This window comes from Methanosarcina sp. DH2, from assembly GCF_020804225.1.
Taxonomy (GTDB): domain Archaea; phylum Halobacteriota; class Methanosarcinia; order Methanosarcinales; family Methanosarcinaceae; genus Methanosarcina.
Map to the genome: position 1 here is coordinate 33,757 of NZ_WJBI01000017.1, position 14,067 is coordinate 47,823.

A 14,067-nucleotide genomic window follows, 5' to 3' on the forward strand; every position below is an offset into this window, starting at 1 on the left:
TATAAATTAGTCTGCTTGAGCGAGCGAAGCGAGTGAAACAGACCTCGTGCTCCCGAAGCGAAACTCGGGAAGCGAAACTCGGGAAGCGAAACTTGGGAAGCGAAACTCGGGAAGTGCAGCCGGTAAGTAGTCAATAGATTAATATTACTCAAGGGCAAGCTGAATTGTATCTCTTATCTATTCTATCCCGCGCCGCACATTTGAGCTGTTAAGCTTGGATCAGGTCAAAGCATAATCTTCATCTGCATCGGAAAAATAAAAAATTAAATATTAGCTCCAAATATTAGCCCCGATGTGGACTAGCAAAACATGATGTATATAAATGTGAAATAAAGTGGAGTCGAAAAATGGAAATTTCCCGCCTGCTAAATGAAATAAAAGCTTCCAGTCGCTATGAAAACCAGATAGTTCATATTGAAGAAACACCCTCGAGGAATGCGCTTTATTCACCTCTTGAGCTTAAGGCACAGATTAAAGCTGCCCTTTCAGGCATCGGGATTGAAGCCCTGTATTCCCACCAGGTTGAAGCGATCGAAGAGGTTAGGGAAGGAAAAGACATAGTGCTCTGCACAAGTACGGCAAGTGGAAAGTCCCTTACTTACATGATCCCTATTTTTGAAACTATTATGAAAGGACCTGAGACTACTGCCCTTTATATCTCTCCTCTCAATGCCCTTGTAAACGATCAGTTGAAAGCTTTTCTTGAATTTGAAGGGGCACTTAATTCCGGGGCAGGTATAGCCCGTTATACCGGCGCCCTGACTGCAGCCCAGAAACGGGAAATCAGGGAAGGGCAGACGAATATTGTGTTCACAAACCCTGAAATGGTACACATGAGTTTCCTTGCCTGGCACCATCTCTGGAGGCGTTTTTTTTCAAACCTCAAATTCATTGTTGTTGACGAGAGCCATTACTACAGGGGAGTTATAGGGAGCAATATGGCAAATGTGCTCAGAAGGCTTCTCAGGGTTGCGGAATACTATGGGGCTTCCCCGCAGTTTATCTGCTGTTCGGCAACCATAGGAAACCCGAAAGAGCATACCGAAACCCTCCTGGGGAGAGGGGCAGAGGTGGTTGAGAATAACGGGTCTTCACATGGTCCCCAGAAATTCGTGTTCTGGAACCCTCCACTTTACCTTAACGGGAGAGGGTCTACGATCAGGAAAAGCAGCTTTTCCGAAACTTCAACTCTTTTCACGCGGGCAGTCCAGGCTGGGCTCCAGACACTTGCCTTTACGCGGTCAAGGCAGGGAGTGGAACGCATGTATAAAAGCTGCAGGGAACTTTTAAGAGAACGTGGTCTATCTTCTGCAGTCTGCTCTTACAGGAGCGGCTATTTTGAGCGGGAAAGGGAAGAAATCGAAAAAAAGATGAATTCGGGAGAGCTCAGGGGCGTTATTTCAACAAACGCCCTCGAACTCGGAATAGATATCGGAGGGCTTGATGCCTGCATTCTTGACGGCTATCCCGGTACGGTCATGAGCGCAAGGCAACAGGCGGGAAGGGCAGGCAGGAGCGGAAACGAAAGTCTTGTCCTTATGGTAGCCGGCACAAATGCCCTTGACCAGTATTATATGAGAAATCCGGACGACTTTTTTGCAAGGAGCAGCGAAAACGCAGTTCTTAACCCTAAAAACCCCTATATCCTTGCAGGGCACCTGCTCTGCGCAGCAAAAGAAATTCCTCTCAGGGCATCCGATGAAAAGTACTTTGGCAAAGGGTATTCAAGAGTTGTCGAGCTTCTGGAAGCCGAAGGGTTGCTTGCAGGCAGTGATATGAAGTATTCCACTGACCCCTTTCCTTATAAACACGTCTCTCTGCGGGGGATAGATAACAATACTTACTCTCTTCTTGCCTTTGAAGGGGAGAAGAGCTTTCCCCTCGAAAAGGACATAGAGGAGACACTGGCTTTCCGGGAGTGTCATCCGGGTGCGGTCTACATGCACAGAGGGGAACCCTTCTACATAAACAGGATCGACCATGATAAAAGGGAGATCCATGCCATAAAAACACACGACAGCTATTACACAAAACCCATGATAGATTCGTCAGTCCTGGTGCAGGAGACCTATGCGGTAAAGCCGCTCCTGCACGCTCCTGAGGTAGAGGTCGGGCTTGGGGAAGTAGAGGTAACTGATAGGATAATAGGTTACAGGAAAATCAGGACCCATAGCGACGAGATCATGAGTGCACATGACCTTGAAATGCCTCCGATAACTCTCCAGACAGTTGCCCTCTGGCTTAAACTTCCAGACAGGCTTCAGGAATTGATCGGAAAGCATAAGCTTGACTTTGCAGGCGGGATCCATGCTGTCGAGCATGCAATGATTTCCATGTACCCTCTGCACCTGCTAGTGGACAGGAGTGATGTAGGCGGGGTTTCAACTCCGTCCCATCCTGACCTTGGAGGCAAAAGCGGGATTTTTATCTACGATGGACACAGGGGAGGGGTCGGATATGCCGAAAAGGGCTATGACCTGATCGAAGAGGTACTGGACGGCACCTTAAAAGCCATTGAAAGCTGCCCCTGCGAAAGCGGTTGCCCTGGCTGTATCCAGTCTCCCAAATGCGGAAACAATAACGAACCCCTTGACAAGCACGCTGCAATTATGCTCCTGCACGAACTCCTGGGAAAAGTCCCCTACATCCCGCCCGAAAAAAAAGAAAAACACCTTTCCGAAGCCAGAGCCCTCAAGCAGAGCTCGCAAAAAACGGATTCCGGGGATGCCCTTGACAGAGTCAGGAAGCAGCTCAGGCGGGAAACCATAAAACAGGAACCTCAGGCAGGGCAGGAGAAAAAGGAAAAGACATTCATTGCCACGGACGAAAATGGGGGAATGATCGGAGTTGTTTCAGCCCCTGCTCCGGAAAAAGCTGTGGTAAAAATATTCCAGCAGAAGTTCAGGGGAAACGAAGAACCTGCAAAGGAGAAGCCCCTGGAAATCCGTATCCGTGACCTTGGGGCAGGCAGTGATTATAACTTCAGGGTATGGATTGAAATTTCCGAAAATAAAGAGAATGAGAATATTGACGAAGATGTTAACGAAAAGGATGGAAAAAAGGTTGTGAAGAAACTGATTATCAGGAAAGTAAACTGATAAATAACAGGCCTGATAATAGTTCTCAAATCTGGCCATCAAGGCTAAGGGGTTGACTTTATCATAAAGATTTGTTTGCCATATTTGATCAATTGCTTCCGATTTGCTCCTTAGCCCTGACTTTACTGATTTTCGGTTTTTCACTGATTTTTCAATTTAAGATATTCATTTACTTTCGGAGACTGTAATATACCCAGGCATGATTCTGGTGTTGCTGCCGTTTTCATTCGTTACGGTAAGACTTACATCATACTTTCCCGGTTCAGTAAATGTATGAGTTGCGTTTAAAGCGTGTTTTGAATTAATACCATCTCCGAAATCCCAGAACCAGTAAATCGGTGCACCTGTACTGTTGTCAGTAAATAATACTTTTAAGGGTGCATTTCCTGATGTTGTATTCGCAAAGAAGTCAGAGACAGGCGTTTTTAGTGATGGTTCTATTACTGAGACAGTACACACGTAAATATCCGCATTTTCTATGTCAGGATGACCATCCAGTCTGTATTTATTACGCCAATCCATCCAAACTATCCTGTCGCCATAGATTGCAGGAGCTCCCTGCTCTGATTTGTTTGAGGTAATCTGAGTTTCCGTATTAGTAGAGAGATTGTACATGTAGATATCGGCATTTCTATTGCGATCATCCATCCATACTATCCTGTCACCGTAGATAGCAGGATTATCCTGTCTTGATTCATAGGTGGTGATCCTGGTTTCCGTAGATGTAGAGAGATTGTACATATAAATATGGCTATTATTCACGTAAACTAGCCTGTCACCGTGAATTTTGGAATTCGATGCCAATCCGCTGGTGGTAATTTGAGTTTCTGTAGATGTAGAGAGATTATACATGTAGATATCAGTTTTACTCGATGTATTATTTCCATTGCGCCAATCACGCCACACGATCTTATCGTCATAGATAGCTGGATCATCCTGAGTTGATTCATTTGTAGTTATCTGCGTTTCCCGGGCTGTGGAGAGATTATACATATAAAGATCTGCGTTTCCATAGCGAGCATCCGTCCAGACTACCCTGTCCTCGTAAATATCAGGCTCGAACGCGTTTATACTATTTGTGTTTGGAGTTTCTTTAGAGGTAGACAGATTATAGACGCGTATACCAAAGTTCTCCCATACTCCATTGATATTGCGATTCCCCTTCCAAACTATTCTATCACCATAGATTGCAGGTCCCATAGTATAGCCATGGGAAGAACCGTTGATTGTAATCTGAGTTTCCTTGGAAGTAGAGAGATCATACACGTAAATATTGTAATTCCCCAACCCACTTCGATCATCAAAAAACACTATTTTATCCCCGTAAATAGCAGGCATTGTCTGATTTGATTTATTTGTAGTGATCTGAGACTCCGTGAGAGTGTATTGAGGCCTATTGGACGCTATTACTGGATATAGTCTCGAGGAAGTACCGTTTTCATTGCTTACTGTCAGATTGACAGTATAGGTGCCGGATATAGGGTATATGTTGACTGGCATTTTACCGGTAGAGTCAGCGACTCCGTCATTGTCGAAATCCCATACCCTGGATGTTGCATTCTGGGAAAGGTCTGTAAACAGGACAGAAAGAGGTACATAACCACTGCTTACATTAGTACTGAAGTCTGCAATAGGAAATACTGGCTGCCGGTCTTTGGGCATAGAGACGAGAGGAAGGTAATCAATATCATACGCACTGGCTGTATAGATCAAGTCCCCGATCCCATCTGTATTCCAGTCGTTGCAGTTTTGAGAGAATCCGGTTCCGTCAGGTTTTGCCCAGAAGTTTCCGCCAAGGTAAGATCCGCCTGCAATGTTAGTGCCTGAGGTCTTTGTGTTATTCAGAGCAACAGTATTTTTTCCGCCGCTGATGTTTGTTGCCTTTGCAATAAAATAATTGCCTGTATAGTTGCCTGTATCGTTATAGAAATTGATTGTATTATTGAATATATTATTGTAGAATCGATTAGTTCCATTATATGGAACCTCAGAGTTAACTTGTTTGATATATACTCCGTATTGCTTGTTTAGTTCCACCCTGTTATTGGTAACCAGATTACCGGAAGAATCGCCTTCTAATGATATTCCTATATTGTTGTTTGAAATGGTGTTGTTTAAAAGTGAATTGGCTCCTGCGTGGTCTATAGTCGAGCCGCTTAACAATATCCCAATGTTGTTTTTTGAAATAGTGTTGTTTAAAAATGAGTTGCCTCCTGAGTCCCCAACATAAATTCCTATGTCATTAGACATCAGAGTATTATTGTGAACTATGTTAGACCCCGTGAGCCGGGTTAGACAGATACCTTCACTACAATTTACAATCGTATTATTTTCTATGTCAGAAGAAGTTTCAAAAAGTCCAATTCCGTGGCCATTTGAAATATAGTTACCAATAATTTTGTGGCTACCGCCTTCACTCACCCATATGCCACCCTTGAGAAGGGTATTATTAAGCAGAAGACATCTATACGATCCGTAAGAAATACCAATACCTCCGTCGACAAGTAAATTGTCAGATATTGTAAAATTAGAATCATCCCAAGGACCAACTACACTGATACCTGATTTCAAAACTATGTTTTTCTCAATAGTGGAATTATAACAATCATCAGCCCCAATACCTAGTTCCAAAATGTTATTTTTAACAGTGCAGTTTTCAATTTTAGCATACCAGAGTTCACCATTACGACCTTTTAAAACTAAGTTTTCTTGTATTTTAAACCCGCTTAAGGTAATATTGTTTACACTAAGTTTAAAAGCCCTAACAGCAGTATCTTCAGGATTTTCAGAATTAGAAAGGATGCTTATGTTCTGTATTCCTATATCCACACTTTCGTTATAGATACCCGGATAAACAAGAATAATATCTCCTGATGACGAATTGTTTACTGCTTCCTGAATCAATTTGAAATCTGCACCTGAACCATTATTATCTACCGTAATCTCCCTGGCAGATACAGGACTGCAAACCTCAGCCAAAAGAAAAATAGCAGCTACTAAAAAAATGGTTAATTTACTTTCCCACGCCAGATACCTTCCCCCTTTAAACCAGAAATATGAAATTAATAAAATCCTATGAGATCCTGAGAAGAATTGAAATCCTGAGAATTCAGCCATTTAAGAGCTAATAAACCTTATTTTGTGGATTTATATAACTCTAATCTTTTATTCAAGGAAAATATAGCAGGTTGAGAAGTTATATTATACTTAAGTATCTAAAGGTCACTATTTTTGTTTTTAATAGATTTTATCCCTTATTTTCCTGATAAGTTGAAGGAAATAATGTGAAAAGTTTGTCTCGACACTGTTGTATTTTATGATTAACAGTATGTCTCAGGGGTCGGGAATGCAGAAAGGTCTTCAGCAGGCGGTTCTTCATCCTGTTCCGAGATAGTGCATATATAAATATCGGCATTTCCACTGCGTCCATCCTCCCACACTATCTTATTTCCATAGATAGCTGGAGAGCTTGCTGATCCGCTGGTGGTTATCTGGATTTCCCTGGAAGTAGATAGATCGTACATGTAGATATCTGAGTTCTCTATGTATTCCTTGTCATTGCGGTTGTCCCGCCACACAATTCTGTCTCCGTAGATAGCAGGATTCCATGCCGATCCACTGGTGGTTATCTGGATCTTCTTGGAAGTAGATAGATCATACATGTAGATATCCTTGTTTCCATTGCGGTAATCTTCCCAGACAATCCTGTTCCCGTAGATGGCAGGAGATTGCTGATGGGATTCATCTGTAATTATCTGAGTTTCCTTTTCAGTCGAGAGATCATACATAAAGATCTTAGAAGATCCATTGACAGTTGGGCGACTCTCCCACACTATTCTGTTCTCATAGATAGCAGGCTGATAAGAGGCTGATTTATTGTTTGTTATCCGAACTTGCTTTGAGCTAGAGATATCATACATATATATACAGTCTCCATTACATTCACCCTGCCAGACAATCTTATCGCCGTAAATAGCAGGATATATTCCCAACCGATTCGAGATCAGAGTTTTGGTAGAAGTTGAGAGATTGTACAGGTATATTTTCCCGGATTCCCGCCACACAACCCTGTCATCATAGATAGTGGGGAAAAATTCGGAATTGTTTCTGCTGACAATGGGAGTTTCCGAAGAAGTGGATATATTGTATAGATGTACAGTATAAGTTTCATTATGATTACTCTGCCATACTATTTTGTCCCCGTAGATGGCGGGTTTTGTCTCATCTGATTTATTGGTGGTAATCTGATATTCCGTCAGGACGAGTTTACCTTCAAGACGCTGTGCAGGAGATACTGTTACTGTAGATGATTTTGAGTCCATACCTTTTGTATTGTTTACTGTCAGGTTAATGGTATAGTTTCCAGGATAGGTATATGCATAAACTGGGTTTCTCTCTGTAGAGTCAGGAATTCCATCATTGTTGAAATCCCATACTACTGCTGTTGCATTTTTCGAAAAATCTGTAAACTGGACTGAAAGAAGGACCTGTCCACCTGTAACATTGGTACTAAAATTTGCTACAGGAGGAATTTTAGCTTCCTGCACAATTATTTCTTGAATTTTTGAGGATGTCTCTTTTCCGTTGCTTGCTGTTAAATTGACAATGTAGGTTTCCAGGGATGCATACACATGAACCGGATTTTGGCTTGTAGAATCCGATATTCCATTATTGTCAAAGTCCCAACTCCATGCAACAGTATTTTGCGAGAGATCTGTAAACTGGACAGAGAGTGGGACAAGAGTATGCGTAATGTTGGTACTGAAGTTTGCAAAGGGAATTATGGATTCTTGCGATCTGGATACAGATACAAGCGGAAGATAATCAAAATCAGTCCCATTGATATTATAGGGCAAATCACCAATCCCATCCCCGTCCGAATCCGCGCAAATTTGAGAAAAACCGGTCCCATCTGGATTTGCCCAGAAATTCCCACCAAGGTAAGGTCCACCTACAATGTTAGTTCCTGAGGTTTTTGTAGTGTTCAAGGCAACAGGAATTACTCCGGCTCTATTGTTTACTTCTGTAGTATAATGGTTGCTTGTGTCGTTAAAGAAGTTGATTGTATTGTTGAATATATTGTTGTAGAACCGATTTGTTCTATTAAACGGTGCTGTATAGGCAATTCCGTTTAGATATACTCCACATTCTTTGTTTAGTGCCACCTTATTATTTGCCACTAGGTTATTCGAAGAATCCCCTTCCAACCATATCCCAATATTGTTATTTGAAATCGTGTTATTTAAGAGTGAATTTCCTCCTCCAGAACCTTTGATCCAAATTCCTTTATCATTACAAGCCGTCAGGGTGTTATTGTTAATTATGTTCTGCGATGAGAGAAATTCCATAGAGATGCCATTACTACAATTCACAACCGTATTATTTTCTATCTCATTGGAATAAGATTCCCAGAGACCAATTCCGTAACCATTTGAAATATAATTCCCGAGAACTTTGTGGTAACCACATTCTACCAACGCTATACAACCATTTAAAAGAGTATTATTAAGCAAAACACAATAATTTGGTCCTTGATAAACGTCAATATTTCCTTTAACAATTAGATTATCAGAAATTGTGAAATTAGCTGCAGCAAAACTATGTACACCGATGCCTGAGTTTAAAATTATATTTTTTTCAATAGTAGAATCGTAACACTCATAAGCATCAATACCCAGTCTCAGCATGTTATTCCTAACAGTACAATTTTCAACTGGATAGTTATAATAGTCATCATATCCCCGTACGGTTAAACTTTCCTGTACGCTAAACCCACTTACAGTAATGTTATTTGCACCTAGATTAAAAGCCCGAACAGCAGTATCTTCAGGCTTTTCAGAATTAGAAAGGATACTTATGTTCTGTATCCTTATATCCACACTCTCATTATAGAGACCCGGATAAACAAGAATAATGTCTCCAGCCGACGAATTGTTTACTGCTTCCTGGATTGATTTAAAATCTGCACCTGAACCATTATTATCGACTGTAATCACCCTGGCGGATGCAGGGCTATAAACCGTGACTATAAGAAAGACAGCAACCGCTAAAAGAACGGTTAATTTATTTACCCACACCTGTTACTTTCCCCCTTTAAACCAGAAATATGAAATTAATAGGGCCCTTAAAAAAGATCAGTTATTCAAGAGCTAATAGGATTTATTTCCTTTATTATATATTCCTGATTGCTTCCTCAGTAAAAACAATGCAGGTTAGAAAGTTAGATTCAGTTTAAAAGGTCAAAAATCTTTTAATTTATTTTTTAATGCTTCTTATTTCTTAATTTTGCATTCAATTCAGACGCACCTTTATACATTTGAGAAAAATGAAAGTTTTTGTACAGACAGTTTTACACTTAATTAAAGCACAGGGAAAGAGCTGTTTGCGAAAACTACGTCTGTCATAGGCTTTTGTCTATTTTTTGACTTATATTTTCCAGTTTCCTTTAATTCGGCGTATCTATAAACATAAGGAGAAGTAACATAAGGAGAAATTTAAAGTAAAGTAGAATGTGGGTATGTTTCTGCAGCACAAAAGAAGATCACAGATTACTTTATTCTGGCGAATTCAGGGTTTCGGATTTTGGGCCAGCTATTGTTTTATTTTTGAGCCTATCCGAAACTAATATTATGCTGGAATTATAAATAGAAGTGAATTATTCATGAAATCAAAATGATTTCATCACTATGGCTCTAGCCAACAGTTAGTAAACAGTTAGTAAATAGTTCATAGATAGTTCATAGATAGTTCATAAATTCCATTTCTACCAATATGAGCACGGTATCTATCAGAAAATCTTTAATGAACTTTCAAGCAAAAGGTTCTTTAGCTGGATAGGGTATGCAAAGAAGTATTTCCAGGACATAGAATTAAAGGAATATCATACCTTGAAGTATAATATTAACAGCAATAATGAAGTTAAATCAGGTTTTGGGATGAGCCCATAAAGGAAGTGTTAATGTGACTGAACGACAGGTTGAAAGTGTGCTTATCGAAATTCCAAAAGGAAGTCGGAACAAATATGAGTACGATAAGGAAAGGAAAGTAATTAAATTTGACAGAATGCTTTTTTCTTCAATTGTATATCCCTGTGATTATGGCTTTTTTCCCGATACTTTAGCGCGTGACGGTGACCCTTTGGATGCCATGGTATTGACATGGGAACCTACATTTCCGGGATGTGTAATAGATGTACATCCGGTTGCATTATTTGACATGGAAGATGATAAAGGAAGAGATGAAAAAATCCTCTGTGTCCCGAAGAACGACCCTTTATGGAATTTTATAGAAACGATTGAACAGGCTCCTCCTCATCTGTTAAAGGAAATTACTCACTTCTTTGAAACTTATAAGAATTTAGAACACAAACACGTGAAGGTTATTGGCTGGGACGGTCTCGAAGCAGCAGTCAATGTAATCCGGGAAGCTAAATCTCGACATATTGAACAAAATAAATAACGTAATCAGTGATGAGTTATCCTTTAGTTTTGGGTTGTGGGATGTTCACAAGTGGGGACATATACTATCGGCAGCATAATTTCTTTTTTAAAGGAGATTGGCAGCCGTGTGAATGTGAACGACCAGATTCCCAAACTTTCACAGAATAGGGGTGCATTTTTAAGAGGTTTCAAGGTAATAATTTACTTTTTATTTATATTTATGACATTGGATGAAAGTTTTTTATACCGAGAACTCCATATAGTTAGATAGTGGGAAAAAGTATGAAAATAGTGGGAACAGGAGGAGGATTATTTGCAAAAGTTGTTTTTTCTGATGGTGTTCACCTGCCTATTTATGGTCATGATGCTTGCAATTCCTTTCATCCAGTGATTTATGAACTGGTAACTGGCTTTATATAAATATAAAGCACGCCAATAGTAGGGGCTCAGCGCAGATTTTGTCCTGATACGGGGATTCAGGTATGACGCGGCTTTTTGCCGAAGCTTTTTGCCGAATAGACTGTTCGGTGGAAGCAGATGTGGCATGGAGGTAGGTGTAAATACAAATAGAAAATATGGAGTCTGTTAAAGACTTTGGATTACAGAAATTAGAAATAAGTTTATATTGATAACCTTAAAGAAATTAGCAGGTTACTCCGGTGCTTAAGGTTATCCGGTGTTTAAAATTCCGGAGCTTAAAGTGAAATTCCAGGGGGGTTGCCCATGGGTGATGGAAATCAGGCTGTTGAGAAAGAAAAGATCAGCTCAGCATATGATATTGTAATTATAGGGGCAGGGCCTGCGGGGATGTTTGCAGCTTATGAACTTGCAGCCGGGAAGCTGAAAATTCTTGTTATTGATATGGGCAGGGACATTGACAAACGCCTCTGTCCTATGAAAACCCAGACTTACTGTATGCACTGCACTCCGTGTGAGATCATGTGCGGGGTCGGGGGCTGCGGGACTTTTTCTGACGGGACCCTGAACTTGCGGCCTGATATTGGTGGAGACCTTGCAGCCCTGACAGGAGACCAGACAGAAGCCTGGGAGCTGGTGAATAGGGTTGATAAAGTTTTCCTGAAATTCGGAGCGCCTCAGGACGCCCTCCTTACCGAAGGCCCGGAAATAGAGGAGCTAAAACGCAGGGCTGCCTCGGTCGGAGCCCGGTTTATAGAAATTAAGCAGCGGCATATAGGTTCGGACAACGCCCCTGCAGTCATAGGGCGTTTCAAACAGGACCTTGTTGACAAAGGCGTGGATTTCTTGATAGAGACCGAAGTTCAGGACCTGCTTATTGAGGGCGGAGTTTGCAAAGGAGTTATACTCTCAGGCGGAAGAGTCATCCGCGCACGTTACGTGCTCCTGTCTCCGGGAAGAAGGGGCTGCAACTGGGTCTCGGAGATGATTGAAACTCACGATATAGAAGCCCGTTACGGCGGAATTGACCTGGGGGTCAGGGTAGAAGTCCCTGCAATTATTATGGACCCTGTAACGAAAATCAACAGGGATCCCAAGTTCCATATCCAGAGCCGTCGCTATGATGACTTTGTCAGGACTTTCTGCACCAACAGGCGTGGCTTTGTCGTAAAAGAAGAGTATGAGGATTTTATTGCGACCAACGGTCATTCGATGGCAAACACGGAATCGGAAAACACCAATTTCGCATTCCTTGTGCATATCGAATTGACCGAGCCCATGGAAAACACAACCAAATACGCACGCTCAATCGCAAAGCTTGCGACAACAATAGGCGGAGGAAAGCCTGTCCTCCAGCGCATGGGCGATCTCAGGCGCGGACGCCGTTCTACAAAAGAGCGACTTGCCAAAAACCTGGTCATAAACACATTAAAAGACGTCACACCCGGCGATATCTCAATGGCTCTCCCGCACAGGATAGTCATGGATATAATCGAAGGCCTCGAGACTTTAAATGAGATCATTCCCGGCGTTGCCTCAGACTCGACCCTGCTATACGCCCCTGAAGTCAAGTTCTACGCCATGCACCTGAAAGTCGACCGCCAGATGGAGACCAGCATCAAAAACCTCTTTGCAGCAGGAGATGGCGCAGGCCTCTCAAGGGACATAGTCAATGCCGCTGCGACCGGAATCATGGCTGCTGAAGGGATTCTTAAAAAGGTTCAAGAAGGTATCAAGAACGCCGAATAATACTAAAAACAAACTAATACTAAAAACAAATATTGAAGGCTCTAACGGTTGAAAAAATCCTTAATAGGTTAAATAATTTCAAAAATTATTTTCTTTTTTGTTTTTAGTTTTGTTTTTTAAAAGAGGTGCGTTCCCACCTAAAAACCTGGAAGTTCCGAAAGGCGTTTAAAAGATTTAAATTTTTAACTTTTTAATTTTTAGTTTGGGAAGAGTTTTGAGGTATCTGACTTGTGGGTTGAGAGTTTTTCGTTTTTTAATCTTTTAGTTTGGGGTAGATCTTTTTGTAGTAGGTGTTTGTTCGCTAGTGGGTGTTCATTTGATGAGAACGCAATTCATACTATGCACTCCGGGTATATATTATTTTTAACGAATAATCGCAACGCAGCTCTATAATCATTAGTGAATTATATTATCTTTTAGTTTATTGATTCAATGTTTATATTCATAGTATAATAAAATCAAAAAAAATTATAAACACTCTATAAAATCATTGAAATCACTATGGAATACCCTAAAAACTGTTATAAAACATACCGAAAACTGTTGAAAAATATTCAGGGAAATGCTGAAAAAATATTGTACCTTCAAGAGTTTCAAAAGTACAAGAAGCTTGGTAGAGCACAGGTAGAGCACAGGTAGAGCACAAGAAGTTAGTAGAAGTGAACTACAACGAAAGTTATTTTAAAAGAGTTTGCGTTCCCACCTGAAAAACCTGAAAGTTCCGAAAGGAATTGAAAAGATTTAACTTTTTAATTTTTAGCTTGGGAAGAGGTTTGAGGTATTTGTGGGTTGTGAGTTTATCGTTTTTTAATCTTTTTAGTGTGGTAGATCTTTTTAGAGTAGGTGTTTGTTCGCTAGTGGGGTGTTCATTTGATGAGAACGCAATTCATACTATGTATTTGTAGTATATATTATTTTTAACGCATAATCTCAACACAACTCTATAATCATTAGTGAATAAGGATACTTTTGGTTTAATAGCCTAATGTTATATCGGGGGTATAATAAAATCTGAAAATTAGAATAATTTCTCTAAAAAATACTAAAATATGCTGAAAAGCAGTATATCTACAAGAATTTCAAAAAGACCGGAAATCTAAAACACAATAAATCTAATAGTCGAAGCAGGAATTACAATAACTTACCGTCTAACACGATATGATTGGATAACTACTAAAAATTATGTTAGTTCAGGTTATTTTTAATTTTGTTTAAAAGAGTTTGCGTTCCCACCTAAAAACCTGGAAGTTCCTAAAAAATTTAAAAGATTTAACTTTTTAATTTTTAGTTTGGGAAGAGTTTTGAGGTATTTGACTTGTGGGTTGAGAGTTTTTCGTTTTTTAATCTTTTAGTTTGGGGTAGAT

6 protein-coding genes are annotated in these 14,067 nt (G+C 40.5%); 4 read left to right on the plus strand and 2 right to left on the minus strand.

Annotated elements, in window-relative coordinates:
* Window positions 1–347: 347 nt before the first annotated feature.
* Window positions 348–3,098 (plus strand): DEAD/DEAH box helicase, encoded by a 2,751-nt coding sequence (locus tag FXV91_RS16240; RefSeq protein ID WP_229391724.1) that lies wholly within the window; start codon window positions 348–350, stop codon window positions 3,096–3,098.
* Between the two features lie 165 nt (window positions 3,099–3,263).
* On the opposite strand, the gene FXV91_RS16245 is transcribed toward FXV91_RS16240, so the two are convergent.
* Entirely contained in the window at window positions 3,264–6,077 is a 2,814-nt protein-coding gene (locus FXV91_RS16245; protein ID WP_229391725.1) for a NosD domain-containing protein, read from the minus strand.
* A 341-nt stretch (window positions 6,078–6,418) separates the two neighbouring features.
* On the minus strand, window positions 6,419–9,175 hold the full coding sequence (locus FXV91_RS20295) for a NosD domain-containing protein (RefSeq protein ID WP_229391726.1): 2,757 nt from the start codon (window positions 9,173–9,175) through the stop codon (window positions 6,419–6,421).
* An 883-nt stretch (window positions 9,176–10,058) separates the two neighbouring features.
* Here FXV91_RS20295 and FXV91_RS16255 point away from each other — a divergent pair.
* The 3 genes from FXV91_RS16255 to FXV91_RS16265 all read left to right on the plus strand — a co-directional run bounded on the left by FXV91_RS16255 (window position 10,059) and on the right by FXV91_RS16265 (window position 12,703).
* The gene (locus FXV91_RS16255) at window positions 10,059–10,556 is read left to right on the plus strand and encodes an inorganic diphosphatase (protein ID WP_229391727.1); all 498 of its coding nucleotides are present in this window, start codon (window positions 10,059–10,061) and stop codon (window positions 10,554–10,556) included.
* A gap of 263 nt (window positions 10,557–10,819) precedes the next feature.
* Window positions 10,820–10,957, plus strand: coding sequence for a hypothetical protein (locus FXV91_RS16260; RefSeq protein WP_229391728.1), 138 nt, complete (start codon window positions 10,820–10,822; stop codon window positions 10,955–10,957).
* 303 nt (window positions 10,958–11,260) lie between these two features.
* Window positions 11,261–12,703, plus strand: a complete 1,443-nt coding sequence (locus tag FXV91_RS16265; protein WP_229391729.1) for an NAD(P)/FAD-dependent oxidoreductase — start codon at window positions 11,261–11,263, stop codon at window positions 12,701–12,703.
* Window positions 12,704–14,067: the final 1,364 nt, after the last annotated feature.

Bases quoted from the DNA above. Each gene is read 5' to 3' on its own strand.
- FXV91_RS16260 (WP_229391728.1), top strand. From the start codon at position 10,820: ATGAAAATAGTGGGAACAGGAGGAGGATTATTTGCAAAAGTTGTTTTT.
- FXV91_RS16240 (WP_229391724.1), top strand. From the start codon at position 348: ATGGAAATTTCCCGCCTGCTAAATGAAATAAAAGCTTCCAGTCGCTAT.
- FXV91_RS16265 (WP_229391729.1), top strand. From the start codon at position 11,261: ATGGGTGATGGAAATCAGGCTGTTGAGAAAGAAAAGATCAGCTCAGCA.